Origin of the sequence: Enemella evansiae (assembly GCF_004362375.1) — a bacterium.
In the GTDB taxonomy this organism is placed as follows: Bacteria; Actinomycetota; Actinomycetes; order Propionibacteriales; family Propionibacteriaceae; genus Enemella; species Enemella evansiae.
In genome coordinates this window covers 1,248,694-1,273,866 of record NZ_SNXA01000008.1, presented here as the reverse complement: position 1 = coordinate 1,273,866, position 25,173 = coordinate 1,248,694, and the positions used below count along the sequence as shown (strand labels likewise).

The 25,173-nt window shown below is 70.0% G+C and carries 24 protein-coding genes and 1 other RNA gene; 18 read left to right on the top strand and 7 right to left on the bottom strand.

Annotated features, from left to right (window positions below):
• Positions 1–94: 94 nt before the first annotated feature.
• On the top strand, positions 95–2,017 hold the full coding sequence (locus C8D81_RS06610) for a DUF2207 domain-containing protein (RefSeq protein ID WP_133625737.1): 1,923 nt from the start codon (positions 95–97) through the stop codon (positions 2,015–2,017).
• A 10-nt stretch (positions 2,018–2,027) separates the two neighbouring features.
• Here C8D81_RS06610 and mhpA read toward each other — a convergent pair whose 3' ends face one another.
• Both mhpA and C8D81_RS06600 read right to left on the bottom strand, forming a co-directional pair.
• On the bottom strand, positions 2,028–3,635 hold the full coding sequence (gene mhpA / locus C8D81_RS06605; protein ID WP_166646698.1) for a bifunctional 3-(3-hydroxy-phenyl)propionate/3-hydroxycinnamic acid hydroxylase MhpA: 1,608 nt from the start codon (positions 3,633–3,635) through the stop codon (positions 2,028–2,030).
• Between the two features lie 168 nt (positions 3,636–3,803).
• Positions 3,804–4,178, bottom strand: coding sequence for an FKBP-type peptidyl-prolyl cis-trans isomerase (locus C8D81_RS06600; RefSeq protein ID WP_094403726.1), 375 nt, complete (start codon positions 4,176–4,178; stop codon positions 3,804–3,806).
• A gap of 101 nt (positions 4,179–4,279) precedes the next feature.
• Between C8D81_RS06600 and C8D81_RS06595 the strand changes: the two genes are divergently transcribed.
• The 12 genes from C8D81_RS06595 to C8D81_RS06540 all read left to right on the top strand — a co-directional run bounded on the left by C8D81_RS06595 (position 4,280) and on the right by C8D81_RS06540 (position 16,036).
• A complete protein-coding gene (locus C8D81_RS06595; protein WP_094355508.1) occupies positions 4,280–4,984 on the top strand; it encodes a DUF1707 and DUF4870 domain-containing protein in 705 nt (234 codons plus the stop codon).
• A 92-nt stretch (positions 4,985–5,076) separates the two neighbouring features.
• A complete protein-coding gene (locus C8D81_RS06590; protein WP_166646697.1) occupies positions 5,077–5,709 on the top strand; it encodes a DUF1707 and DUF4870 domain-containing protein in 633 nt (210 codons plus the stop codon).
• A 58-nt stretch (positions 5,710–5,767) separates the two neighbouring features.
• Positions 5,768–6,136, top strand: a transfer-messenger RNA (tmRNA) gene (ssrA, locus tag C8D81_RS06585).
• Between the two features lie 92 nt (positions 6,137–6,228).
• Positions 6,229–7,005, top strand: coding sequence for a DODA-type extradiol aromatic ring-opening family dioxygenase (locus tag C8D81_RS06580; protein ID WP_133625735.1), 777 nt, complete (start codon positions 6,229–6,231; stop codon positions 7,003–7,005).
• A gap of 136 nt (positions 7,006–7,141) precedes the next feature.
• A complete protein-coding gene (locus C8D81_RS06575) occupies positions 7,142–7,696 on the top strand; it encodes a YqgE/AlgH family protein (protein ID WP_094355506.1) in 555 nt (184 codons plus the stop codon).
• An 89-nt stretch (positions 7,697–7,785) separates the two neighbouring features.
• Positions 7,786–8,520 (top strand): hypothetical protein, encoded by a 735-nt coding sequence (locus tag C8D81_RS06570; RefSeq protein WP_133625734.1) that lies wholly within the window; start codon positions 7,786–7,788, stop codon positions 8,518–8,520.
• Positions 8,520–9,851 carry a hypothetical protein gene (locus C8D81_RS06565; RefSeq protein ID WP_133625733.1) on the top strand — a complete coding sequence of 444 codons (1,332 nt, stop codon included), beginning with the start codon at positions 8,520–8,522 and terminating at the stop codon, positions 9,849–9,851. Before C8D81_RS06570 ends, C8D81_RS06565 begins: the two co-directional genes overlap by 1 nt.
• A gap of 16 nt (positions 9,852–9,867) precedes the next feature.
• Positions 9,868–10,989 carry a hypothetical protein gene (locus C8D81_RS06560; protein WP_094355503.1) on the top strand — a complete coding sequence of 374 codons (1,122 nt, stop codon included), beginning with the start codon at positions 9,868–9,870 and terminating at the stop codon, positions 10,987–10,989.
• A gap of 85 nt (positions 10,990–11,074) precedes the next feature.
• Positions 11,075–11,773: an MtrAB system response regulator MtrA gene (gene mtrA, locus C8D81_RS06555; RefSeq protein WP_267489557.1), complete on the top strand. Its 699-nt coding sequence runs from the start codon at positions 11,075–11,077 to the stop codon at positions 11,771–11,773.
• 22 nt (positions 11,774–11,795) lie between these two features.
• Entirely contained in the window at positions 11,796–13,460 is a 1,665-nt protein-coding gene (gene mtrB, locus C8D81_RS06550) for an MtrAB system histidine kinase MtrB (protein ID WP_267489556.1), read from the top strand.
• Positions 13,457–15,220 carry an LpqB family beta-propeller domain-containing protein gene (locus tag C8D81_RS06545; RefSeq protein WP_094403722.1) on the top strand — a complete coding sequence of 588 codons (1,764 nt, stop codon included), beginning with the start codon at positions 13,457–13,459 and terminating at the stop codon, positions 15,218–15,220. The genes mtrB and C8D81_RS06545 overlap by 4 nt, the downstream gene beginning before the upstream one ends.
• Positions 15,221–15,289: 69 nt before the next feature.
• Positions 15,290–16,036: a ComF family protein gene (locus C8D81_RS06540; RefSeq protein WP_208109130.1), complete on the top strand. Its 747-nt coding sequence runs from the start codon at positions 15,290–15,292 to the stop codon at positions 16,034–16,036.
• Here C8D81_RS06540 and C8D81_RS06535 read toward each other — a convergent pair.
• Genes C8D81_RS06535 through C8D81_RS06525 form a run of 3 tightly spaced genes read right to left on the bottom strand, consistent with a single transcriptional unit; the run spans position 16,003 to position 19,435 of the window.
• Positions 16,003–17,688 carry a [protein-PII] uridylyltransferase family protein gene (locus tag C8D81_RS06535; protein WP_133625732.1) on the bottom strand — a complete coding sequence of 562 codons (1,686 nt, stop codon included), beginning with the start codon at positions 17,686–17,688 and terminating at the stop codon, positions 16,003–16,005. The two genes, C8D81_RS06540 and C8D81_RS06535, sit on opposite strands and share 34 nt — an antisense overlap.
• Positions 17,688–18,026 carry a P-II family nitrogen regulator gene (locus C8D81_RS06530; RefSeq protein ID WP_094355500.1) on the bottom strand — a complete coding sequence of 113 codons (339 nt, stop codon included), beginning with the start codon at positions 18,024–18,026 and terminating at the stop codon, positions 17,688–17,690. The genes C8D81_RS06535 and C8D81_RS06530 overlap by 1 nt, the downstream gene beginning before the upstream one ends.
• Entirely contained in the window at positions 18,023–19,435 is a 1,413-nt protein-coding gene (locus C8D81_RS06525) for an ammonium transporter (protein ID WP_133625731.1), read from the bottom strand. Before C8D81_RS06525 ends, C8D81_RS06530 begins: the two co-directional genes overlap by 4 nt.
• Before the next feature lie 274 nt (positions 19,436–19,709).
• Here C8D81_RS06525 and hpf point away from each other — a divergent pair, with 274 nt between their 5' ends.
• Together hpf and C8D81_RS06515 are read left to right on the top strand one after the other, a co-directional pair.
• Complete coding sequence (hpf, locus tag C8D81_RS06520) at positions 19,710–20,351, top strand: ribosome hibernation-promoting factor, HPF/YfiA family (RefSeq protein ID WP_094355498.1); 642 nt, start codon at positions 19,710–19,712, stop codon at positions 20,349–20,351.
• 83 nt (positions 20,352–20,434) lie between these two features.
• Positions 20,435–21,574, top strand: coding sequence for an aminotransferase class V-fold PLP-dependent enzyme (locus C8D81_RS06515; RefSeq protein ID WP_133625730.1), 1,140 nt, complete (start codon positions 20,435–20,437; stop codon positions 21,572–21,574).
• Positions 21,575–21,620: 46 nt separating this feature from the next.
• Here C8D81_RS06515 and C8D81_RS06510 read toward each other — a convergent pair whose 3' ends face one another.
• A complete protein-coding gene (locus C8D81_RS06510) occupies positions 21,621–22,139 on the bottom strand; it encodes a DUF3558 family protein (protein WP_166646696.1) in 519 nt (172 codons plus the stop codon).
• A 51-nt stretch (positions 22,140–22,190) separates the two neighbouring features.
• Complete coding sequence (locus C8D81_RS06505; RefSeq protein WP_133625729.1) at positions 22,191–22,775, bottom strand: DJ-1/PfpI family protein; 585 nt, start codon at positions 22,773–22,775, stop codon at positions 22,191–22,193.
• 57 nt (positions 22,776–22,832) lie between these two features.
• Between C8D81_RS06505 and C8D81_RS06500 the strand changes: the two genes are divergently transcribed.
• The 3 genes from C8D81_RS06500 to C8D81_RS06490 are packed head-to-tail and all read left to right on the top strand — an operon-like array spanning position 22,833 to position 25,080.
• Entirely contained in the window at positions 22,833–24,032 is a 1,200-nt protein-coding gene (locus C8D81_RS06500) for a winged helix-turn-helix domain-containing protein (protein ID WP_229237928.1), read from the top strand.
• A gap of 14 nt (positions 24,033–24,046) precedes the next feature.
• Positions 24,047–24,562, top strand: a complete 516-nt coding sequence (locus C8D81_RS06495; protein ID WP_133625728.1) for a GNAT family N-acetyltransferase — start codon at positions 24,047–24,049, stop codon at positions 24,560–24,562.
• A 41-nt stretch (positions 24,563–24,603) separates the two neighbouring features.
• Complete coding sequence (locus tag C8D81_RS06490; RefSeq protein ID WP_133625727.1) at positions 24,604–25,080, top strand: hypothetical protein; 477 nt, start codon at positions 24,604–24,606, stop codon at positions 25,078–25,080.
• Positions 25,081–25,173 lie beyond the last annotated feature (93 nt).

The following is a 25,173-nucleotide window of genomic DNA, read 5'->3' as shown; positions in this document are numbered from 1 at the left end:
AGTCTCATACAGCTTCGCAGGCACAAGGGCAATTTGGGAGTGGTCCCTCGAAACCGGTAGGAATGAGTACCACGGACGATGAGGGGGACGCCCAGTGCAAGCGACACGACGGCCACGAATCTCCAGGCTGCCGGCCGCGGCGCTGATGCTCTTGCTCGGCGCCCTGCTCGTCCTCGCCCCGGGTGCGCCCCAGCTGGCACCACTGGCCCATGCCGCGCCCGGGGATTCGATCTCCGAGTTCGACATCAGTTACACCGTCAACACCGACGGCTCGGTGAACGCGACCGAGACGATCACCTACAACTTCGCCGGCTCCAACCGGCACGGCATCTACCGCCAACTCGTCTCCCGGGAGCCCTACGGCAACGACGAGCAGGACGCCGTCTACGACTATTCCGACATCCGGGTGAGCAGCCCCACCGGTGCGAGCGCGAACTACACGACCTCCACCCTGGGTGAGGGCAGCCGGAACGAGAAGCTGCAGCTGCAGATCGGCTCGCAGAACCAGACCGTCGACTCCACCGAGACCTATGTGATCAACTACAAGGTCACCGGGGCGATGCGCACCTCGGGCGACTACGACGAGTTCTATTGGGACACCACCGGCTTCGACTCGGACGCGCCGATCGACAACGCCACCGTGTCCGTCGAGGTGCCCGGCGGGGCCCAGGAGGTCTCCTGTTTCACCGGGCCGCCCGGTCGGAACCAGACCACCGAGTGCACCAGCAAGACCATCAGCAACGAAGTCGCCGAGTTCAGCCAGAGCGACATCGCCGACGGCTCCGGGCTGACCGTCGGGGTGAAGATCAACCCCGGGCTGGTCGCGAACCCGAATCCCACCCTGGTGCCGAACGCCGAGCAGGAGGCCAAGGACAAGCAGACCCGCAACACCATCATCGGCGCGGGCGCCGCGGGGCTGAGCGCGATCTTCGCCCCGCTGCTCGGCTGGCTCTACTGGCGCCGCCGCGGCCGCGACGAGCGCTTCGTCGGCGTACCCCCGGGGACCATTCCGCCGGCCGGCAGCAACGCGCCGGTCGCCCTGCAGCAGGGCAAGGTCACCATTCCGGTGGCGTTCTCACCGCCCCGCATCCCGGTCGGGGAGGCCGGCATGGTCAAGGACGGCGTCGTCGACATCGCCGACACCACCGCCACCCTGATCGACCTGGCCACCCGCGGTGCGCTCACGCTGTCCCCGGAAGGGGAGTCCAGCAAGGTCTATGTGGCCACCCTGCGCGATCCATCGGTGGCCACCGCCCCGCACGAGGTGGCGATGCTGAACGAACTCTTCGAGGGCCGGCCCCCGGGTGCGGTGGCCTCCCTCGGTGACCGCGGCACCCTGACCGACGCGCACGACGCGACCACCCGCGAGCTCCGCAAACAGGTGCGGGCCCAGGGCTGGTTCACCCAGATGCCCAAGAACATCGCGGTCGGCAAGAAGAGCCGCGTACCCGGCGGGCTGTTCGGGATCCTGATCATGGCCTGGGTGGTGATGGGCAACGCCGTCGTCTGGAGCGTGATCGGCGGGATCTGGCCGTTGCTGCTGGCGGTGATCCCGATCGTCATCACCATGCTCGTGGTGCGCCGGAAGCTGCGCCGCGGTCAGCGCACCGCCGTCGGCCGGGCGGTGACCGATCAGATCGAGGGCTTCCGGACCTATCTGGCCACCGCCGAGGCGGACCAGCTGAAGTTCGAGGAGGGCGAGGACATCTTCTCCAAGTACCTCCCGTGGGCGATCATCTTCGGCCTCACCGAACGCTGGGCCAAGCTCTGCGGCGAGCTGATCGCCGCCGGTCGGATCCCGAACGTCGCGCCGGGCTGGTACTACGGTGATTTCACCACCTTCAACATCCTCGCGCTGAACAGCACCCTGTCCACCGCGGCCACCCCGATGCCGGCACCGTCGGCCGGCGGGGGCAGCGGCTGGAGCTCGGGCGCCGGCTTCGGCGGCGGGTCGTCCTTCGGCGGCGGCGGCTTCTCCGGCGGTGGCGGGGGCGGAGGCGGCGTCGGCAGCTGGTGACGCCGACCGATCAGCGGGCCGCGGACGCTGCCGACACCGGTACGCCGAGCTGCTCGCGTACCCCGGACAGCATCGCCTCCAACTCCTCGAGCGTGCTCGCGGTGCCGTAGACGTAGTAATCCGGTCGCACCAGCACCGCCGTCGCGCCGAGCCGGGCGAACCACTGGCTGTAGCTGGCGTCGATGTCGATCACGGTGCGCGGGGAGTCGATCTGGGCCTGGGTGACGTGGAAGGCATGCGCTCGCAGGTCCTCGAGTACGCCGCGGCTCGCGGCCCCCAACTCATCGAGCAGTTCGGGTCGACGCACGAACAGGGTCCATCCGGTACCGATCAGATCATCGGCCATCCCGGTCCGGCCGTCGCGGATGATCCGGCCCTGCACACCCAGCTGGCCGACCTCGGGCGTAGTCGGATCCGGTTGCAGGAAACCGTCCGTCAGCCACGGGAAGGGTTCCGGCGGCGGGGCCTCGCCGCTGAGCAGGAACCGATCCCGCTCGGCGGCCTCCTGCTCGTCGGTGACGCAGATGACCTTGCCGAGCTCCACCGAGATGTCGATGATCTTGCGCACGTGCGGGGAGCGTTCGCTGGTGTAACCGTCCAGCAGCTCGTCGCTGGCGACGCCCCGCAGGATCAGGTCGAGCCGCCAGGCGAGGGCCGTCGCGTCGCGGATGCCGGAACACATCCCCTGGCCCATGAAGGGCGGCATCAGGTGGGCGGCGTCGCCGATCAGCAGCACCCGATCCTTGCGGAAACTCCGCGCGAGCAGGGATCGGAAGGTGTAGACGGTCCTGCGGATGATGTCGAAGCGGTCCGGGCCGACGTCCCACTTCGCCAGCAGTTCGAAGACCTTCTCCTCGGTCGCCATCTCCTCGGGTTTCTCGTCGTCACGCAGCTTGAACTCCCAGCGCAGATGGTTGCGGCCGAGCCAGCGGAACATCGAGGTCGGCCGGGCCGGGTCGCAGACCTGGGCGCCACCCTGGGGCATGTCGACGAACACGTCGGGGTCGTGCGGCCTGATGTCGGTGACCAGCCAGTCATGTTCGAAGCCGAGGTCGTCCATCTCGATGCCGACCGTGCGGCGGGTGAACGATCCCGCCCCGTCCGCGCCGATCAGATACTTCGCGGTGACCACCCGTTCCGGGCCGGCCGCCTGCCAGCTGCCGTCGATCCGCCGGTTCTCGCGGACGTGCACCTCGACGTGGTCGGGATGCTGCACGATCGCGGTCGCCTCCCAGCCGCGGTGCAGGTCGTAACCGCCGATCCTGCCCATCGCCTCGCAGAGCGCGTCCTCCATGTGTGGTTGGTAGATCAGATAGTCCGATTTCCAGCCCGAGGGTGTCGGCGCGTTCCAGTCCAGATGGATCAGCACCTGGCCGTGCTTGTTGAGCATGTCGTAGTCAGGGATCGGGATGGCGAACTTCTCGAACTCATGGGCTGCTCCGACGCCCTGGAAGATCCGCATGATCTCGTGGTCGATGTGTCCCGCGCGCGGCAGCGGATACTGCTCGGGCGAGCGTTCGAAGATGCCCACCGAGTGGTCGTTCTGGGCGAGCAGGGCGGTGCTGATGTGTCCGACCGGACCGAAGCCGATCTGGATGACGTCGTAATCGGTGGTCATGGTGCTCCGTTCTGACATCACGCCGGTGTGATGTCTTCACTGAAGCAGACGACATTCGCAACTGCAATAGATATTCGAAAGTGCACAGGTGAAGAAGCGCCGGCCCGACCCGCAATGGGCCGAACCGGCGCGTTTCGGGCGTACGCCCAGGCGTGGTGGGCGGTCGGGTCAGTTCACCCCGACCAGATCGCAGACGAAGATCAGCGTCTCGCCGGGCTTGATCACGCCACCGGCGCCGCGGTCGCCGTAGGCCTGGTCCGGCGGGATGACCAGCTGGCGGCGGCCGCCGACCTTCATCCCCTGGATGCCCTGGTCCCAACCGGAGATCACCCGGCCACCGCCGAGCGGGAAGCTGAGCGGGGCACCGCGGTTCCAGGACGAGTCGAACTCCTCACCGGTGGAGTAGGCGACGCCGACGTAGTGCACGTGCACCGTGTCGCCGGCCTTCGCCTCGGCGCCGTCACCCTCGCTGAGGTCGGTGATCTGCAGGTCCGCGGGCGGCGGGCCGTCGGGAAAATCCACTTCGGGCTTCTCATTGGTCATGGCTCGAGCCTAGCGATCCGACCGAGGTCGCGGAGGTGTCAGGGGCGCGCCCGGGGGATGACCCATACCGTGGTGGGTAATTGCGACAGAGACTGGTACCCATGAGCACCGAGTTCCCGCAGTACCGCGACTACACGCCGACCGGCAGCAGCCTCTCCAACAGCGCCCCCAACCCCGGTGTCGGCAGCAGCTATGCCAACCCGACGGTGCCCGGGCTCGGGCTGATGGTCACCCCGGCGGAGCGGGAGCGGGCGCAGGGCTTCCTGGCCGAGGCGTACGCCGACGGCCGGCTCACCGAACCCGAGTTCGACCAGCGGCTGGAGCAGGTGCTCACCGCCAACACCCGCCGCGACCTGAACGCCGCCTTCTACGGCCTGGTCCAGGTGCCTTCGGCCACCTCGGCGCTCGGCCTGCACCCGGCGTACCGGCCGACCCTGGTCAACCAGGGCGCCGACGGCCGCACCGGCCGGGCGGCGGCGGCGATCGCACACTTTTCGGTGTTCTTCGCGTGGATCTTCGGGCCGCTGTTCATGTACGCGATCTCCAGCAAGGGGTCGTACGCCCGGCAGCAGGCCGCGAAGGCGTTCAACTACCAGACCATCGCCTCGATCGGCTTCGTCGGCGCGATCGGTGTCAACAGCTTCCTCGGTGAGCGGCTCGACTGGATGGTCGGGATGCTCTGGGTGGCTTGGCTGGTGATCACCCTGATCGGCGGCGTGAAGGCCGCCCACGGCGAGCAGTGGCAGAACCCGCTCACCCGGGTGATTCCGTGGAAGCCGCTCAAGGAGGAGAAGCCGCGGCCCTGAGCCGGTCCGGCAATGGCCCTTATCGTCGACTCAGGGCTGCCCCGGGGGTCTCACCGATGGCGCCTCGGTCGGCCCGGGCGGAGGGTGGAGTCATGAGTGAACCCACCCCCGACGAGGCCCCCGGACTGGCGCTGTTCGTCACCACCGAACAACGGGAGCGCGCCGAGGGCGTGTTCGCCGAGGCGTACGCCGATGGTCGGCTCACCGAGGCCGAGTTCGACCAGCGGCTGGACCAGGTGCTGTCGGCCCGGACGCGACGCGAGCTGAACACCGCCTTCTACGGGCTGATCGAGGCGCCGACGCCGGGGCCGGTGACCCCCGAGGGTCGAGGCCGGGCCATCGCCGCGCTGACGCACCTCTCGGGCCTGGGCACCCTGGTCCTGGGGCCGGCCGCGGTCTTCGCGCTGTCCAGCAAGGGGTCGTATGTCCGGCAGGAGGCGATGAAGGCGTTCTGGTTCCAGCTGGCGGCCATCATCGCCTATCTCACCGTCGCCTGGGCCGATCTCAACCTGGTCGTCCCCGGGTTGGGCATGCTCGGCGCGGGCGGTCGGAACATCTGGATCGAAGGCATCTTCGGTGTGCTCTGGGTGGTGCTCACCTGGACCGGAGCCATCAACGCCGCCACCGGCAACCGGTGGCGGGAGAACCTGCAGCGCGCGGTCACCGCGACCCGCCAGGCGGTGGATCCGGACACCCGGATGCAGCCGAAAACCAGCGGCGGCTGACCGACCCGGTCGTGTAGACTGGGACGTCCGGTCCTCAGGGACCGGGGACAACTCAACAGGGGGTGATCGGTTTCGACTTGGGGCGATAGTTCCAGGAGAAGCGGGCCGAGGATCCACGGTTATCTCGTTAACGCTCCGTGGAAACCAATAAGTGCCGATAACAAGCGCACTGACTTCGCTCTCGCTGCCTGAGCAGTGATCGAAGGGTCAGCCCGGACTAGCCTTCGGTCCGGTTCCTGGCCTCATTGAGAAGGCTTGCTCTGCTGACCTTGTTCTGGGGTCAGTAGGGGACTTTCACAGGACTGGGCTCGGCTGCAACCCGCCGTCAGGAGTGCAGGAGCCGAGTAGACCGCGATGACGGATGCGCCCGGAGAAGACCTGAGTTCATCCTTCGAGGACCGGGGTTCGATTCCCCGCACCTCCACGTTCACCCTGCTTGAGTACGCGAGGGCCCGCCGATCCGGCGGGCCCTTCTGCGTGCGCCGGGAATGTGCCCCGCGGCCCGGACGTTCCACCCCCATGAGCCAACCCGTGCTGTTCCTCTCCCATGGCGCCCCGCCGCTGGCCGACGACCCGAGTTGGCCGGGGGAGTTGGCGGCCTGGTCGGCGGAGCTGGCGAAGCCGGAGCAGATCCTGATCGTCTCCGCGCACTGGGAGCAGGCGCCGGTGACGGTGTCGGCGAGCCGCAACCGGGTCGAGCTCACCTACGACTTCTGGGGCTTCCCGAAGCACTACTACGACGTCCGCTACGACTCGCCGCTCGCCCCGGAACTGGCCGACCGGGTCGGCGAACTGCTGGACGGTGAGGTGCGCCACGAAGAGTCCCGCGGGCTGGACCACGGGGCGTACGTGCCGCTGGTCGAGATGTACCCCGACGCCGACGTCCCGGTGCTGCAGCTCTCCATGCCGACCCTCGCCCCGCAGCAGCTCTTCGACCTCGGCACCCGGTTGGCGCCGCTGCGTGAGGAGGGCACGCTGATCATCGGCTCGGGCTTCACCACCCACAATCTGGCCTGGTTCGATCCGAGCGCGGACGCCGACGCACCGGCGCCTGCGGTGTCGGTCGAGTTCGACCAGTGGGCCGCCGAGGCGATCGCGAAACAGGACGTCGATGCGCTGCTGGACGCCGCCCACCGCGCACCCGGTTTCGAACACGCCCACCCGCGCAGCGAGCACTGGGCACCGCTGCTGCTCAGTCTGGGCGCCGCGAGCGCCGGTGGTGCCGGGCTGCGCGGCCGGACCACGGTGGGTGGCTTCTGGTTCGGTCTGTCGAAGCGATCCTGGCAACTCGGCTGAGCGGAGCGAGCGCGGGGGTACGGGGGTCGTCCCCCGAGCGATTGCGAGCGGAGCGAGCGCGGGGGTACGGGGGTCGTCCCCCGAGCGATACAGTGCGAAACGTGCAGACCTGTCCGACCCACCCGGGAGTACGCCGGTGAGTGCGATCCGGCCGGGTGACCTGCTGATCTCCCAGGTGACACTGCGCGACGGCGTCTTCGACAGTGCCGTGGTGCTGGTCCTCGACGCCGACGAATCCGGCACCCTCGGCGTGGTGCTGAACCGCTACTCCGAGGTGGACCTCGACCAGGTGCTGCCCGGCTGGTCCGATCAGGTCAGCGCACCGCAGGTGCTCTTCGACGGCGGCCCGGTCTCGCCGAACGGCGCGATCTGCCTGGCCCGGTTGGCGGGCGAGGAGGAACCGCCCGGGTGGCGGCGGGTGTTCGGCGATGTCGGCCTGCTGCACCTGGACACCCCGCTGGAACTGGTCGCCGGGGCGTACCGGGATCTGCGGATCTTCGCCGGGTACGCCGGCTGGCAGGCCGGGCAGCTGGAGGGTGAGCTGCTGCGCGATGGCTGGTTCGTCGCGAAGGCCGAGATCGATGACGTCTTCGGCCCCGACCAGGAGGACCTGTGGCGTCGGGTGCTGCGCCGCCAATCCCTCGATGTGGCGATCTATTCGACCTTCCCCGAGGACCCCGAATGCAACTGACCGGAAGGATCCTCCGTCTGGGCGGCCCGCTGGGCTGCCGCTGAACCAGCAGCGTGTGAGACTGGGGTGACCGAGCGAGAAGGGCACCCATGACCGACTGGAATCTTGACGACGACGATGGCGCCTGGGACGGCCTCGGTGCGCCCGGTCCGGAGCCCGAGGAGCAGACCGACGACTGGCCCGGCGAGCTGACCAGCGACCCGAGCGGCGCGGTCCGGGTGGGTGTCGACGAGGATCATCGGGTGGTCCGCGTGGTGATCTCCAACAACTGGCGCAACAAGGTGAAGCCGGATCTGGCCGCGGCGGTGCACGGTGCCGCCCGGGTCGCGACCGAGCCGCTCAGCCTGGGCGCCATCGACACCCCGAGCTTCAACCTCCTCGCGGGTCGGCGACCACAGCCGCAGGGCACCGTCCTCGATCACCCGATGAGCCAGTACGAGGTGAACCAGCTGCTCGAGAAAACCCTGCAGGCGTTCGAGAAGCAGGACCGGTTGGCGCAGCGCGATGACGTGCGCCCGCGCGAGTACCGCTACGAACCGGCGGTCGGGCAGAGCGACAACGAGAAGGTCTCGGTGCAACTGGACCTGCAGATGCGGCCGGAGAAGGTGGCCATCGACGAGCAGTGGGCGTCCGGGGCCCGGGTGGAACGGATCGTGACCGCCCTGCACCAGGCCTTCGCCCGGGCGTACCAGAACTGGCGCGAGCCGCTGGTGATCAAGGGTGAATACGACGAACTGCAGGACGAGGTGCTCGACCTGCGCAAGCGGACCCTGCGGCCGGTACTGATCGCGGGTGGCTGGATCTCCGAGGGCGAGGAGCTGTGATGAACGACCGGATGACCTATCGCGCGGGAAACACCTCGATCTCCGCCGGCCAGGAGGACACCGACGAGGACCTCGACATCTATGAGGCCCTGATCGACCCCAACGGGGGCGACGGCAAGGGCGGCAAGGGTGGCAAGGGCGGCGCCCCGATGATGATGCCGCCCGGCATGATGGGCGGTGGCGCGGGCTCCGGCGGCGGCGCCGGTGCGGGCGCGGGTGGCCTCGGTGCCGGCAAGGCCGGGCTGGGTGCCTCCGGCATCGGCGGCGGCAGCATCGGCCCCGGTGGCTCGGGGTCCGGCGGGTTGAAGGCGGACGCGATGGGTACGCCCGGTGGCGGCACCAGCGCGGCGGGCCTGGGTGGCGGCAGCGGTTCGGGGGTCCGCGGGGACCTTGACGGCGACGGCATTCCCGACGACCTGAACGGCGATGGGATCCCCGATCGGGATCAGCCCGGGCTGAACGGCCTCGGCACCGACGGGCTCGGCTCGAGTCGGCTCGGTTCCGGCCCGGGCGGGCTCGGATCGGGCGGCCTGGACGGGCTCGGTTCGAACGGGTTGAGCAGCGACCGCTCCGGCCTGCCCGACCTCGGTCGCGACCGCGGCCTGGGGTTGGACGGCACCAGGACCCCCGGCTTCGAAAGCAGCCGCAATCCCAGCCTGGACAGCAATCTGGACCGCAACGGGCTGGACCCGAACGGCATCGATCGCAACGGCCTGGACCGGAACGGGCTCGATCGGAACGGGCTCGATCGGAACGGGCTGGACCCGAACGGTCTCGGTCCCAATGGTCTGGACCCCAACAAGCTGGATCCGAACAAGCTGGATCCGAACAAGCTGGACCCCAACAAGCTGGACCCCAACAAGCTGGACCCCAACAAGCTGGACCCCAACAAGCTCGGCCCCAACAACCTGGGCCCCAACGGCCCGGGCGCGCCCACGACACCGGAGATGCCCGGCGGGCCTGGATCGCCGTCGCTCGGCAGCCCGAGCGGCCCGGGTGGGCCGGGTGGTCCCGGTCAGGGGGCGGTCGACATGAAGGTGAGCCTGGAGCAGCTCAGGGCTGACGCCAAGCTCTGGCAGGAGTTCGCCGAGTCGTTCAAGCGGATCGGCAGGACCCTTGAGCAGGTCGAGCTCACCGAGGCGGACTTCGGCTACGCCAAGAAGATGGCGGACGGTTACAACGACGTCCAGGACAAGGTCGATGCCTGGGTCGCCGACGGTGAGAAGACGTTCACCGATGTCGCCGACCGGCTCGAGAAGACCGCCAAGAAGTACGAGGGCCAGGAGCAGGACAACTCCGATCAGGCCAAGAAGACCGGCGCCAAGAAGTGACTGAGGAGCAGACATCGTGACCACGGGTGAGCAGGCCTCGTTTCCCATCGAGAACTGGGAGGGCGCCGGGAAGTACATCGCCGATGAGTTGAAGAAGGCGATGGACAAGGCCGGTACGAACGCCGATCAGGACAAGCAGGACCTTCAGGACTCCGAGCTGATGAAGACCTGGAAAGAACGCAGCGGGGTGAACCCGGGTGGAATCGTGGGCGGTGTCGTCGGCGGCCTGGTGGGTGGCCCGATCGGGGCAGGGGTGGGTTTCGTCCTCGGCAATGGGAACAGCGGTGACTTCAAGGCGCGCAAGTTCGATGCCAGCCTGGACAACCAGAGCTGGACCACCACCGAGGACTGCAGCTTCGAGGAGCTGCCGGGCAAGTGGGATCAGTATCTGCTGGACCTGCGCAACTACCAGACAAAGTGCTGGAACGAGCTCGTCGCCTACTGGAACCAGAACTACCTCTACCAGCTCAACTCGCCGAAAACCCTGTGGGACAAGGCCGAGCTGTGGAAGTCGGTGAAGACCAGCGAGATGGACAATCTGCTCACCGACATCGGCAAGATGCAGCTGCAGAACAGCTGGACCGGCCCCGGGGCGACGGCGTACGGCAACGCCATCGGTGTGCAGACCGAGGCCTTCGCCAAGATCACCGAGCTGGTGCAGGCCTCCGGTGGTGCCCTCAACGACGGCTCCACCGGGCTGCAGCGCTTCTACCTGAGCGTCGCCCAGTGCGCGATCCAGATGCAGAACGAGCTGGAGATGAACCAGCCGCCCAACAAGGAGGACATGGGCTATCGCACCCGGGTGGCGATCTCGGTGTTCAAGAACTGCAAGGACTACTTCCAGAACGAGCTCCAGGAGGGCATCCGCACCTGGTCCACCCAGGTCAACGACGGGGTCAAGAAGCTCAAGGACGGGATCGCCAACGAGCGCCCGTTCACGAGCCAGAAGTGGCCCGAGATCGGCGATCTGAGCGATATGAAGCCCGGTCCGAGCGGGATGCCGGGCATGCCGCCGACCCCGACCGGCCCCGGTCCGAGCACGACCACTCCGGATCTGGAGACCGAGATGCCCGTGACCCCGGACGGGTACGACGCGACCGAGATGGACAATGCCGCCTACGGGGAGTCCAAGCTCTGATCGAACCGCCCCGGCGCGGGTCCCGGGCAGGTTCGTCATCGGTGTCTAGGATTACCGCAACGAACCAGCCCGGAGGTGTGCACAGGTGTCCGAAACGAAGTCCCAGGGACGCATCCTCGTCGTCGACGACGATGCCGCCCTCGCCGAGATGCTGCAGATCGTGCTGCGGCAGGAGGGCTTCGAGACCGTCTGGGTCGCCCAGGGTGATGCGGCGCTGGACGCCTTCCACGAATCCCGGCCGGACCTGGTGCTGCTCGACCTGATGCTGCCCGGTCGGGACGGGGTGGAGATCTGCACCGACATCCGCGCCGAATCCGGCGTACCGATCGTGATGCTGACCGCCCGCTCGGACACCACCGACGTGGTCGCCGGCCTGGAGGCCGGCGCCGACGACTACGTCGCGAAACCGTTCAAGGCCAAGGAGCTGATCGCCCGGATCCGGACCCGGCTGCGTCGGTTGCCCGACGACTCCGACACCGACACGCTGCGGATCGGGGATCTGACGATCTCGGTCGCCGGGCACTCGGTGAAGCGGGACCAGACCTCGATCCCGCTCACCCCGCTGGAGTTCGACCTGCTGCTCGCCCTGGCCCGCCGGCCCAAGCAGGTGTTCAGCCGGGAGACCCTGCTGGAGCAGGTCTGGGGCTATCGGCACGCGGCCGACACCCGGTTGGTGAATGTGCACGTGCAGCGGCTGCGCTCGAAGGTCGAGCTGGACCCCGAGCACCCGAAGATCGTGGTGACCGTCCGTGGCATCGGTTACAAGGCGGGCGAGCTTGGTTGAGGGCCCCCACGCGGCAACGCGTGTGGGGCGATTCCTCTCGATCCCGGTGCGGGTCTGGTGGGGGTCGCTGCCGCTGCGAGTGGTCGGTACCACCCTGCTCGCCTCCGCGATCGTGCTGCTGCTGGGCGGCTGGCTGTTGATGCAGCAGGCCACCGACGGCGTACTCGCCGGCAAACGGCAGACCGCGCTGGCCGAAGCCTCGGTGGCGGTGGAGACCGCCCAGCGCCAGCTCCGGGCCGCCGACCTGTCCACCGGGTCGATCAACGACCTGCTCACCCAGCTGGCCTTCGAGATGGCCAGCCGTGGCAACCTGTCGGGGCAGTACCAGGTGATCGTCCAGGGCCCGGTCTCCGACATCCGCTCCGGCCGGGTGCTGCCCGATTCGGTACCGGCCGAGCTGCGCAGCACCGTCGCGCGCGAGGGCGGCGCCGGGCAGCTGTGGATCACCCCGACCGAGGTGCACTACGCCGATGGCCGCCCGCCCGAGCCGGGGCTGGCCGTCGGCGCCACCGTGGAGACCTCGGTCTCCTCGCGCTACCCGATCTATCTGATCTTCCCGCTGACCCAGGAGCGGCAGACCCTGGACGTGCTGCAGCGGGCCGCGATCACCACCGGCGGGTTGCTGACGATCCTGCTGGCGATCATCGCCGCCCTGGTCTCGCGGCAGGTGGTCGCCCCGATCCGCGGCGCCCGGTTGCAGGCCGAGCAGATCGCCTCGGGCCACCTGGAGGACCGGATGACCGTCCGCGGCACCGACGACCTGGCCTCGTTGGCCACCTCGATGAACAACATGGCCGGTGAGCTGCAGGGCCAGATCACCCAGCTGGAGGAGCTGTCCCGGGTGCAGCAGCGCTTCGTCTCCGACGTCTCGCACGAGTTGCGTACGCCGCTGACGACCGTGCGGATGGCGGCCGAGGTGCTGCACGACGGCAAGGACGACTTCGCCCCGTTGGAGAAACGTTCCGCCGAACTGCTGCAGGACGAGCTGGACCGCTTCGAGGAACTCCTCGGCGACCTGCTGGAGATCTCCCGCTTCGACGCCGGTGCGGCGGAACTGTCCATCCAGACCGAGGACCTGCTCGAGGTGGTCAACGCGGAGGTCGCCGCCCAGCGCGCCTTCGCCGAACGCAACGGGATCGAGCTGCGGGTGCAGGGCAGCGACCCGGGGGCGGTGGAGATGGACGTGCGCCGGGTCCGCCGGATCCTGCGCAACCTGCTCAGCAACGCCATCGAGCACGGTGAGGCCCGGCCGATCGACATCCTCGTCGCCGGGGACGACAAGGCGGTCGCCGTCGCGGTCCGCGACCACGGCGTCGGCTTCGAGGCCAGCCAGGTGAAGCAGGTCTTCCACCGCTTCTGGCGCGCCGACCCGGCCCGCAACCGGACCGTCGGCGGGACCGGACTGGGGCTGTCGATCTCGATGGAGGATGCCCGGTTGCACGGTGGCTGGCTGAACGCCTGGGGGCGGCCCGGGCAGGGCGCCCAGTTCCGGCTGACGCTGCCGCGACGCGCGGGTGAGGTGCTGGAGATCTCCCCGCTGCCGGTGATCCCGCGGGACCTGCTGGAATCCGCGCAGCGACTGGCCGCGGAACGGCTCGCCGCCCTGCCACCCACCCTGCAACCGCGGCAGGCCGCCCCGACGCCGGCGACCCGTCCCGGGCCGGGCACCCCGGAGGGGGAGTCGTGACCGGGCGTACGCCGGCCGCGCCGCTGGCCATGCTGGTGCTGCTGCTCAGCCTGCTGCTCGGCGGCTGCGTCAGCCTGCCGGTGAAGGGCCCGGTGCAGGCCGGCGCCGGGCCCAGCCAGGCACCGGACGTCTCGGTCGAGGTCGCCCCCGAGGCGCCGCAACCGGGTGCCTCCCCGCGGACCATCGCCGAGGGCTTCCTGCAGGCGATGGCCAGTTACCAGCAGGGCTATCCGGTGGCGCGGCAGTACCTCGCCTCCAGCGTGCGGGACAGTTGGCGGCCCGAGGACGGGGTGACCGTGTACGCCGACGGTTACGGTGTCACCTCCGGTCCCGAATCGGCGCTGCTGCAGGCCCCGCAGGTCGGCCAGGTCGGCCCCGACGGCGCCTTCAGCCACGGCGAGGGCACGCTGCGCCACGACTTCGGCATGGTGCGCGATGTGGACGGCGAATGGCGGATCTCCCATCCGCCGCAGGGTCTGCTGATCTCGCAGTACCTGTTCGGCAAGTTCTATCAGCAGGCCTCGGTCTACTTCTTCGACCCGAGCTGGCGCACCCTGGTCCCCGATCCGGTGTTCCTGCCGCGCGGCAACCAGACCCCGACCGCGCTGCTGCAGGCCCTGCTGCGCGGCCCGACCGACTGGCTGAAACCGGCCGTCGTCACCGCCGTACCGACCCAGGCCAAGCTGAACGTGCAGGCCGCCTACGTGGACTCCCTCGGCGTGGTGGAGATCTCCCTCAACGACGCGGTGCAGGGACTCGCCGAGGACCAGCGCTCGCGGGTCGCCGCCCAGATCGCCTGGACGCTGGGGCAGGTGTCCGGGGTCTCCGGGGTCCGGTTGACCGTCAACGGGGCACCCTGGTCGGTCCGGGAGCAGAACCAGGCCGGGGTGATCCCGATCAGCGCCTACGGCAGTCTCGATCCGGTGCCGCCGGCCAGCCAGTCGACCCTGCTCGGTGCGACCGCCGATGGGGTGGTCACGATCTCCGACGGATCGAGCCCGGCCACCCTGGCCCCGGTCGCGGGGCCGCTGGGGCGTACCGGGGGAGTGTCGGGGATGGCCGCCACCCCGACCGGTGACCGGATCGCGGTGATCACCGGCAACGGGACCGACCTGCTCGTCGGGCAGTCCAACGACACCCCGCTGGAGCCGCTGGTCAGCAACGGCCAGGGCCTGCTGCGGCCGCAGTACCTGCCCGGCCGGGAACTCGAGCTGTGGACGATCCTCGACGGACCACTGGGCCAGCAGGCCTGGGTGCGGATCGGGTCGGCGGTGCAGCGGGTCGCGCTGAGCGGGTTCGACGGCACCCGGGTGACGGCCTTCCGGGTGTCACCCGACGGCACCCGGATGGCGGTGATCCGCGTCCGCGACGGGATCTCCGAGCTGGGGCTGGTCCGGGTCAACCGCGCCCAGCCCGAGCTGACCATCGACGGCTGGCGCACGGTCCCGCTCAGCGACGAGGCCAACCCCGGCCCGCGGCGGCTGCTGGACGTCGCCTGGCAGGACGCGTCGACGCTGCTCGTGCTCGGCTCCGAGGACGACAAGAAACCGGTCAAGCCCTATCGGGTCGACCAGTCGGCGGCCGAGCTCACCGAGATCGGGCAGCCCGACAACTGGCAGGCGACCAGCCTGGCCGTGGCGCCGCGAAGGGTCGGTACCCGGGCCGTGGTGGTCGGGCGCACCGGTGCCTGGCGTTACGAGGACGACTACCGCTGGCCGCTGCTGACCCGCGACGTGCTGGTGGCCGCCTACACCGGCTGAGAGTTCAGCCCTCGGCGAACAGCGCGCCCGCGGGTGCACGATTCCGGGGGGTACGCACCATGGTGCGGCATGGATGCGCTGGTGAACGCCGCGGCCGATCTGCTGCTGGGCGCCCGCTGCCCTGGGTGCGGTACGCCCGGATGGCGGGTCTGTGCCGACTGCCGGGCCGCGCTGGCGAGCGCGCCGGTCGGCTTCGCGCGCCGCGATCCCAGCCCGCCCGGTTATCCGCCGACGGTGGCCGGCGCCGACTACGACGACCGCGTGCAGGGCCTGGTCACCGGGTTCAAGGAGCGCGGGGTACGCGCGGCGGCCCCACTGCTCGGGCAACGGCTCGGGTTGGCGGTGGCCCGGTTGCTGGCGGCCCGCGGCGCACCCGGGCAGGCGTACGCGCTGGTGCCGATCCCCTCCACACCCGCGGTGGTCCGCGAACGCGGCCTGGACTGCACCGGTCTGCTGGCCCGGCTGGCGGCCGCCGAGGTGCGCCACCTGGCCGGTCTGCGGGTGCCGGTGCGGCGCGGGTTGCGGCAGACCGCGGTGGTCCGCGATCAGGCCGGCCTGCATGCCCGGGAGCGCTGGGCCAACCTGTCCGGGGCGCTGACCGCGGTACCGGCCCGGCTCACCGCCCGGCCCCAGACCACCGCCCCGGTGGTGGTGATCATCGACGACGTCACCACCACCGGCGCCACCCTGGCCGAGGCGCACCGTGCGCTGCGGATCGCCGGCGTGCCGGTCCTCGGTGCCGCCGTCGCCGCAGCCACCATCCGCAGGACCCCGCCACCGGGTCACCCGGCGGCGGGCTCCCGGTCCGCCCGCTGACGTTCCAGCAGCGCGAGGGTGCGGGCGGTCAGATCGCGCGCCAGGGCGGCCCGGCCGCTGGTCCAGGTGCGTGGCCCGGCGGCCCGCGAGTCGGCCTCGGTGAGCGCGGCGAGCAGCTTCAGCGTCTCCGGATCGTCGTGGACCCGGCGGCCCAGCTCGGCGGCCGTCGCGGGATCGGTGGTGTCCTCACCGGTGGCCAGCGCCATCAGCGTCAGATGTTCGGCGACCAGCAGCGTGAGCTGGTCGGCGTCGGCGTCCGGCAGGCCGAGATCGGCGGTGATCCTGCGGACCAGCGCGGCCCCCACCTCCGCATGGTCACCGGCACCGGGACGTTTGCCGATGTCGTGCAGCAGCGCCGCCAGCAGCAGCAGGTCCGGGCGCTGTACCCGGCCGACCAGGTGCTGTGCCTCCAGCACCGTGGCCAGGCTGTGCCGGTCGACGGTGTGCCGGTGCAGCGGATTGCGCTGTGGCCGGTCACGGATCCCGGCCCAGTCCGGCAGCCAGCCGTCGACCACCCCGGCCAGATCGAGGGTGTTCCAGGTGTGCAGCAGACCGGGGCCGGCGAGCAGCTCGCCGAACAGCTCCCGGGCCGGCGGCGACCAGGGGGTCGCCGGCGCCGGTAGCGCGGCCAGGTTGCGCGCGGTGACCGGCGCCAGCGGCAGATCCCGGGACGCGGACAGGGCCGCGGCCCGCAGCGGCACGAGTTCGTCGGCATCCGGTGGCCCGCCGCGTACCGGGCCGAGCACCAGCTCACCGTCGTGGGCGTACAAGCCCGGATGCAGCGGGGTCAGCTCCGGGCGCCGCGGGCCGCGGCGCGCCAACCGGGCCCGCTGTGACTGGCTGGCCCGCCGCAGCGTCGCATCGGCGGCGGCACTGATCCGGCGGGCCGCGTGACCGACCCGGGTGAGCAGCTCGTCGGCGTCCCCGAGCCCGAGCCGCTCCGCCACCTCGTCCTGGTCGTTCAGGGTGAGCAGGTTCCGGGGCCGCCCGGTGACCTGCTGCAGGGCGTCGCGGACATCGAGCAGGAAGGTGTACGCCGCATCGACCGCGCCGTGTGGTCGGTCGGCCAGCCAGGAGCCGGTCAGCGCCCGCAGGATCGACATGTCCCGCAGACCCCCCTTGGCCTCCTTCAGATCTGGTTCCAGCAGCTGGGCCAGCTCACCGGAGAGCTCGTGCCGGGCGGTGATCTGCTGCACCAGTTCCGGCAGCCGCTTGCGGGCATTGGCGCGCCAGTCCTCGGCGAGCTGGCGGACCGCGCGGCGGACCAGATCGGCATCCCCGGCGACCGGGGCCAGCTCGAGCAGGGCACCGGCCACATTGAGATCGGCCGCCGCGACCTGGCGGCACTGCTTGATCGAGCGGACCGCGTGATCCAGGGCGTTCCCCGAATCCCAGATCGGATACCAGATCCCGTCGGCGATGGCCGCGACCCGGCCCGGATCGACACCCGGGGCGTGCAGCACGATCAGGTCCAGGTCGCTCCGCGGCCCCGGTTCGCGCCGGGCCAGCGACCCGGTGCAGGCCAGCGCGACGCCCTCGGTGGGTGCGTCCGCGCCGGCCCACAACCCGGCCAGCCATTCGGCGGTACGCCGGCTGCGGTCCGCCCGCTCCCGGATGCCGATCTCGGGGTCGGGCAGTGCGTCGCCGGGCATCACAGGGCGGCGGTGCCGCGCTCCGCGGTGCGTACCCGGACCACCTCGTCGACCGGGATCGACCAGACCTTGCCGTCGCCGATCTTGCCGGTCCGGGCCTGCTTGACGATCAGGCTGATCACGCTGTCGGCATCGGTGTCATCGACGAGCACCTCCAGGCGTACCTTCGGCACGAAGTCGACCTCGTACTCGGCACCGCGGTAGACCTCGCTGTGCCCGCGCTGGCGGCCGTAACCGGACGCCTCGGAGACGGTCATGCCGGAGATCCCGAACGATTCCAGGGCCTGCTTGACCCCCTCCAGCTGATGCGGCTTGATGATCGCGGTGATGAGCTTCACTTCGCGGCCTCCTTCGATGTGGGGGTGGATTCGGAGTCGTCGTCAGCGGCGGGCGCGGGGTCCGGCGGGGGAGCCGAGGCCATCGCGTGGGCCAGGGCGCCGCGGCCCAGCCGGCCGCCCAGCGGGTTCAGGTCGTAACCGGTCTCGGCGTGTTCGGCCTGGTCGATGCCCTCGGACTCGGCATCGGCGCTGACCCGCAGGCCCATGATCGCCTTGAGCGCCATCGCGATCAGCAGGCTGACCACGAAGGAGTAGATCAGCACCGCGACCGCGCCGACGGCCTGCCGCCACAGCTGGTCCAGCCCGCCGCCGTAGAACAGCCCGTTGACCCGGTCGGCCTCATCGCTGCCGACCTGCACCGAAGCGGTGGCGAAGAAGCCGATCAGCAGGGTGCCGACCAGACCGCCGACCAGGTGCACGCCGACCACGTCGAGGGAGTCGTCCAGGCCGAAGCGGAATTTCAGCCCGACCGCCAGGGCACAGGCCACGCCGGCGATCACACCGATGGCGAGCGCACCGACGATGTCGACGCTGGCGCAGGCCGGGGTGATCGCGACCAGGCCGGCGACCACACCGGAGGCCGCGCCCAGCGAGGTCGGGTGACCGTCGCGGATCTTCTCGGTGATCAGCCAGCCGAGCATGGCGGCGGCGGTGGCGGCCAGGGTGTTCACCCAGGCGACCGCGGCGGTGCCGTTGGCGCCCAGCGCGGACCCGGCGTTGAAGCCGAACCAGCCGAACCAGAGCACACCGGCACCGAGCATCACCAGGGTCAGGTTGTGCGGGCGCATCGGGTCCTTGCCGAAACCGGCCCGCTTGCCCAGCACCAGGGCCAGGGCCAGCGCCGCGGCACCGGCGTTGATGTGGATGGCGGTCCCGCCGGCGAAGTCGATCGCCTTGATCTGGTTGGCGATCCAGCCGCCCACGACCGCACCGTCGTCGGAGCTGAACGCGAACACCCAGTGCGCCGCCGGGAAGTAGACCAGGATCGCCCACACGATCGAGAAGGCCAGCCAGGCGCCGAACTTCATCCGGTCGGCGACGGCACCGGAGATCAGCGCCACCGCGATGATCGCGAAGGCCGACTGGAATCCGACGAACGCCAGGGCCGGGATCAGATGCCCCTCCGACCCGGTGGTCGCCTCCGCGAGCCCCTTCAACCCGAGGAACTCGAACGGGTTGCCGATCAGGCCGAGGCCGCCGACGGAGTTGCCGAAGGCCATCGAGTAGCCGAAGAGGACCCAGGTCACGCCGATGGTGCCCATCGTGACCACGCTCATCATGATCATGTTGAGCACACTCTTGGCGCGGACCATGCCGCCGTAGAAGAACGCGAGACCGGGAGTCATCAACAGCACCAGGGCGGCACTGATCAGGACCCAGGCGGTGTCGCCGGTGTTGATGTCTGTCATGGCGACCACTCTCATCGGTCGCTGTTTCGTCGGAGTTGTCGCAGTGTTACGACCGCGTAAGTGACTGGGCGGCGATGTTTCGGGGGTGTTTCAGCGATCGCCGGGCGGCGCCTCACGTCGTGGGAATCACCAGGTGAACCTCTGGTAAACGGTCGGTGCGAGCGCTACGTTGGGCACATGGCACCGAGGCGCCACATCGACCCGCAACACGGGATCGGGGTGGGCGCTCACGGTGCCATTCCTGTCTGAGGACAGCGTCTACAAGGAGGTTGCAATGGACGTTTCGGTGACCGGCCGACACTGCCACATTTCGGACGATTTCCGCACGCACGTCATCGATCGGATGACCAGCATCGAGAAGCTCTCCGAGAAGGTCATCCGCGTCGAGGTGCAGGTCTCGGCGTACGGCAACAAGCGGCAACCGGAGGAATCCGCCCGGGTCGAGATCACGCTCCGCGGCAAGGGCCCGGTGGTCCGCGCGGAAGCCCAGGCACAGGAGAAACTGGCTGCCTTCGAGCAGGCCCTCGACCGATTGCGATCCCAGCTGCGCAAGGCGGCCGACCGCAAGAAGGTGCATCGCGGCAACCACGCCCCCAAGTCGCTGCGCGAGGCGACCGCGCTGCTGCCCGAGCAGTTCTCGATGAACGGCAGCAGCCCCGAGGAGGAGTCCGACACCCACACGGTCGCCGGCATCCAGGTGACCGGTGACGGACCCTTGGTGGTCCGGGAGAAGGAGCACCGCACCGAACCGATGACCCTGGAACGGGCCCTCGATGAGATGGAACTGGTCGGCCACGACTTCTTCCTCTTCGTCGACGCCGCCAGCGGCAAACCGAGCGTCGTCTATCGCCGCAAGGCCTACGACTACGGCGTGATCCGCCTCGACCTCAGCGACGCGGTGGTACCGACCGCCTGAGTGCGAGCCGGCCGGGGGCGTACGCCGAGGACCGGCGTACGCCCCCGCAAGCCGGTGCGCGCCGCGGGGCTAGGGTGGCCCGCATGGATCTGCCCCGTGCCGACATCGACCCCGACGGCCTGCTGGAGTATTCGGTCGTCTTCACCGATCGCTCCCTGAACCACATGTCCGCGCGCTTCGTCGCGGCCTTCCAGGATCTGATCCGGATCCTTGCCGACACCTACCACGCGGCGGCGGTCGCGGTGGTCCCCGGCGGCGGGTCCTTCGGGATGGAGGCGATCGCGCGCCAGTTCGCCGGCGGGCGCCGGGTTCTGGTGCTGCGCAACGGATTCTTCTCCTATCGCTGGTCGCAGATCATCGATGCCGGCCGGCTCACCGAGGACCACCGGGTGCTCGCGGCGCGGCCGGTCTCCGATGAACCGCAGGCGGGTTTCGCACCGGCACCGATCGAGGAGGTCGAGCAGGCGATCGCTGCGCAGCGTCCCGAGGTGGTCTTCGCCCCGCATGTGGAGACCGCTTCGGGGATCCTGCTCGACGACGACTATCTGCGCCGGGTCGCCGAGGCCACCCACGCGGTCGGCGGCCTGTTCGTGCTGGACTGCGTGGCCTCCGGCCCGTTGTGGGTGGACATGACCGCCATCGGGGTCGACATCCTGCTGTCCGCGCCGCAGAAGGGCTGGTCGGGTACGCCGTGCGCGGGCTATGTGATGTTCTCCGAGCGCGCCCGGGCGGCGATCGAGGACACCACCAGCAGCAGCTTCGCCGGCGACCTGAAGAAATGGCTGGCGATCGCCGAGGGTTACGAGCAGGGCCGGGCCGGCTACCACGCGACGATGCCGACCGATTCCCTGCTGCACAACGTCGAGGTGATGAAGGAGTCGCTGCGGGTCGGGCTCGACGAGCTCACCGCCCGGCAACGCGAGCTGGGGGAGAAGGTACGCGGGCTGCTGACCGCGCGCGGCTTCCGCTCGGTCGCCGCCCAGGGATGGCAGTCGCCGACCGTGGTCGTGGTGCACACCGATGATCCCGAGCTGGCGTCGGCGGCGAAGTTCAAACAGGCCGGGGTGCAGGCCGCGGCCGGCGTACCGCTGATGATCGGCGAACCGGCCGATTACCAGGCCTTCCGGCTTGGGTTGTTCGGCCTGGACAAGTGGGCCGATGTGGACGGCACCGTCGACCGGCTCGCCACCGCGTTGGACCGGCTCGGGATCAAGGCGGGTTGACCCGCGGTTCAGCGGCGGTGCCCGGGCAGGGTGCCGCGGGACCGACTCATCGGGCGAGCAGCCCGGCGATCTGGTTCATCAGCTGGCGGTTGGCCTCATCGCTGGTGCCGGGGTAGCTGCTCAGCTGCGCCCGGTACTGGCCACCGGTCCACACCCAGCCGGTGGCCCTGCCGGGTTCGTAGTAGATCTGCGCCGGCACGCCCGAGGGGACGATCTCCGCGCCCGAGGACTCGCGATAGCTGGCCATGAAGCGGTTCTGGTTGTCCGGATCGTCCCTGGCGATCGAGACCGAGACCGTACCCCGGCCCTCCCACTGGCAGCCGTTGTCGCCGATCGGCCGATGCGTCACCGTCGGCCGCCCGCCACCGGCGCTCTCCAGCGCCGCCGCGACCTGGTCGTCGGTCAGCAGCTCACAGGCCGTCGAGACCGTGGCCACGCGGGCGTCCGTCGCGGGTGCCGGGGCCGGATCACCGCCCGAGCCGGAGGATCCACCGGTGCAACCGGCGAGTGCCGCCGCGGCCGTGCCGGCGAGCAGGAATGCGAACGTTTTCGATGGTGCACCCACGGTCTTTCCCCCGATTTCGCAGTGGGCCGATGGGCGGATGCTAACAGCGCGTCAGCTGAATGCGGCGTACCACTCGTCGATCGCGTCCGCGGGCAGGCCGAGGCGGCGGAAGACCTCCCGGGTGAACTCGAGCGCGTGCGCGCCGGAGGCGGTGATGATGTCGCCGCTGCCGACCGCGCCCACATCGGCCAGGTAGCGGTTGTCACCGCGATAGTCGATTCCCTCGAACTCGGCGGGGTCGTTGCCGGTGTGCGGGACCTCATCGAGCAGACCCTCCCGGGCCATCGCCGGTACCGCGCCGCAGATCCCGGCAACCGCGTTGCCGCGCTGCAGCACCTGATCGGCCAGCGCGAACACCTCGGCGTGCGGCTGGTCCCAGTCCATCCCACCGGGCAGCACCAGCATCGCCACCTCATCGGGATCCAGTTCGGCCAGGCTGATCTGCGGGGTGACGGTCAGCCCACCCAGGCTGCGGACCGGTGCGGTGTCGACACCCGCGACCACGACCGGCGGCACGGTGAACCCGTCGGCGGCGAACATCCCCAGGCAGCCGACGACATAGCCGTATTCCCAGTCGGCCATCGTCTGGTGTGCGTAGAGAACCAAGGACTGCTGCGCGGATGCCGAATCGGTCATGCCCGGGAGTCTAGGGGTGGCGACCCGCTGTCGGCAGCGCCATTTAGGCTCGGGCGGGTGACCACGATCAGCCCAGCCGCCGCCCGCCGGATCGCCATCGCGGCCCAGGGGCTGGCGACCCCCCGCCCGCAGCAGGTGACGATGCGGCAGGTGCAGCAGGTGATCAGCCGGCTCGGCCAGTTCCAGATCGACTCGATCAACGTCGTCGCCCGGGCGCATCAGTTCCCGCTCTATTCCCGGCTGGGGGCCTACGACACCGACCTGCTGGCCCGCGCCACCCATCGCCCGCCGCGCCGGCTCTTCGAATACTGGGGGCACGCCGCGAGCCTGGTCGACGTCGCCCTGCAACCGGCGCTGCGGTTCCGGATGGAGCGGGCCGCCGAGGAGGCCTGGGGCCGGATCCGGCGGATGCAGGCCGAACAGCCCGGGCTGGTCGAACGGGTGTACGCCGAGGTCGCCGACGCGCGCAGACCGATCACCGCCCGCGAGATCGAACACGTCGAGGAGCGCCGCCGCGACCACTGGGGCTGGAACTGGTCGGAGGTGAAGACCGCGCTGGAGTGGCTGTTCTGGTGCGGTCGGATCACCTCCGCGCACCGCAACAGCCAGTTCGAGCGGGCCTTCGCGCTGCCCGAGCGGGTGCTGCCGGCCGCGGTGGTCGAGGAGCCGACCCCCAGCGTCACCGAATCCCATCTGACCCTGGTGCGCCGGGCCGCGACCGCACTCGGCATCGGCACCATTTCCTGCCTGGCCGACTATTTCCGGCTGTCGGTGGCCGAGACGAAGGCGGCGGTGGCCGAGCTGGTGGCGGCCGGTGAGCTGGAACCGGTGCAGGTGCCTGGCTGGGGTCCGGCATACCTGTGGCACCAGGCCCGCCGACCGCGCCGGGTCGAGGCACGGGCACTGCTCAGCCCCTTCGACTCGATGGTCTTCGAGCGACGCCGGCTGGCCGGGCTGTTCGGCTTCGACTACCGGATCGAGATCTATGTGCCGGCCGAGAAGCGGCGATACGGCTACTACGTGTACCCGTTCCTGCTCGGTGAGGAGTTCGTCGCCCGGGTCGATCTGAAGGCGGATCGCTCGGCCGGTGAACTGGTCGTCCAGTCCGCGTGGTCCGAGCCCGGCCAGGACGCACCGGTGGTGGCACGGGAGCTGGCAGCCGAGTTGGCGGAGCTGGCCGGCTGGCTGGGGTTGCCTGCGATCCGGGCGGTGCCGCGCGGCGATCTGGCCCCCGAGCTGCAGAAAGCCCTGCGGTGAAAGGAAATGCGTCGATGCGTGAGCTGACCACCGAGCGATTGCGGTTGCGTGCCTTCACCGACGACGACCTCGATTTCGTGCACGAACTGCACACCCATCCCGGGATCGCGCGGTTCATCCCCAAGCAGGTCGCCACCGACCGGGCCGCCGCGCTGGCGCAGACCCGGCGGTTCCAGACCCTGGCCGAGCATCCGGTGCACGGCTTCTACTGCGCCACCCTGCGCGCGGACGGTACGCCGGTCGCGATGATCATGTGCAAGCCGATCCCGGCCTCGGCCGGCGTACCACTCGATGATGTCGAGATCGGTTGGCGGCAGCATCCCGACCACGGTGGCCGCGGGTACGCCTCGGAGGCCGCGGCGGCGGTGCTGGCGCACGCACTGGCCTCGGGACTGCCGCGGGTGGTGGCGGTCACCGATCCGGAGAACACCGCCTCGATGCGGATCTGCGAACGGATCGGAATGACCCACCGTGGCCGGACCCGCGACTACTACGACGCGGAGTGCGAGCTCTTCGTCGCCGACCAATAGACTCTGCACCGTCCCAGGATCGACCGATCAGGAGGTACCCCATGGCCCGCAGCACCGACGACGAGTTCGACCCGACCGCCGACGACGTCTCCTTCGAGATCGAGGACACCGAGGACCTGGACGACCCGGATCAGGGCGACGACTACGACGGCATCGCGCCGGGCTCCGAGGGCGCATACGGCACCGGTGTCGAGGGTGCCGACCAGATCATGGAGGACGAGCGGGTCCGCGCCTCCGGCGATGAGATCAACGAATGGGCCGACTTCGGCGACGAGTTCGGCGAGGACGACTCCGCGGCCGCCGAGCAGGGCAACCGCGACCAGGACCAGATGATCTCCGAAGGCGACAGCCTGCGCGAGGTCGAACAGTTGAGCGGCGATGACTGGAACGTCGACGCGGTGGGGGACAGCGACGTACCGGCCGATGAGCGGCGGCTCGCCGAGGGCCGCGACGTCTACGGCGACGCGGCCGGTCTGGACGGCAGCGTTGACGGCGAGGACCCCCTGGCCGGTCGCTGATCCCGGTCGGCGCGCGGCCCCTGAACTTGTCAGGGACTATCCACAGTCCTGGTGCCGCGGACTGTGCGGTCGGCCGGAAGAGTTCTGCCGGAT

Coding starts and splice junctions, on each gene's coding strand:
- mhpA (WP_166646698.1), bottom strand. CDS start 3,635: ATGACCACCGATTACGACGTCATCCAGATCGGCTTCGGTCCGGTCGGA.
- C8D81_RS06600 (WP_094403726.1), bottom strand. CDS start 4,178: ATGACCAATGAGAAGCCCGAAGTGGATTTTCCCGACGGCCCGCCGCCC.
- C8D81_RS06595 (WP_094355508.1), top strand. CDS start 4,280: ATGAGCACCGAGTTCCCGCAGTACCGCGACTACACGCCGACCGGCAGC.
- C8D81_RS06590 (WP_166646697.1), top strand. CDS start 5,077: ATGAGTGAACCCACCCCCGACGAGGCCCCCGGACTGGCGCTGTTCGTC.
- C8D81_RS06580 (WP_133625735.1), top strand. CDS start 6,229: ATGAGCCAACCCGTGCTGTTCCTCTCCCATGGCGCCCCGCCGCTGGCC.
- C8D81_RS06570 (WP_133625734.1), top strand. CDS start 7,786: ATGACCGACTGGAATCTTGACGACGACGATGGCGCCTGGGACGGCCTC.
- C8D81_RS06565 (WP_133625733.1), top strand. CDS start 8,520: ATGAACGACCGGATGACCTATCGCGCGGGAAACACCTCGATCTCCGCC.
- C8D81_RS06540 (WP_208109130.1), top strand. CDS start 15,290: ATGGATGCGCTGGTGAACGCCGCGGCCGATCTGCTGCTGGGCGCCCGC.
- C8D81_RS06535 (WP_133625732.1), bottom strand. CDS start 17,688: ATGCCCGGCGACGCACTGCCCGACCCCGAGATCGGCATCCGGGAGCGG.
- C8D81_RS06525 (WP_133625731.1), bottom strand. CDS start 19,435: ATGACAGACATCAACACCGGCGACACCGCCTGGGTCCTGATCAGTGCC.
- hpf (WP_094355498.1), top strand. CDS start 19,710: ATGGACGTTTCGGTGACCGGCCGACACTGCCACATTTCGGACGATTTC.
- C8D81_RS06515 (WP_133625730.1), top strand. CDS start 20,435: ATGGATCTGCCCCGTGCCGACATCGACCCCGACGGCCTGCTGGAGTAT.
- C8D81_RS06505 (WP_133625729.1), bottom strand. CDS start 22,775: ATGACCGATTCGGCATCCGCGCAGCAGTCCTTGGTTCTCTACGCACAC.
- C8D81_RS06495 (WP_133625728.1), top strand. CDS start 24,047: ATGCGTGAGCTGACCACCGAGCGATTGCGGTTGCGTGCCTTCACCGAC.
- C8D81_RS06490 (WP_133625727.1), top strand. CDS start 24,604: ATGGCCCGCAGCACCGACGACGAGTTCGACCCGACCGCCGACGACGTC.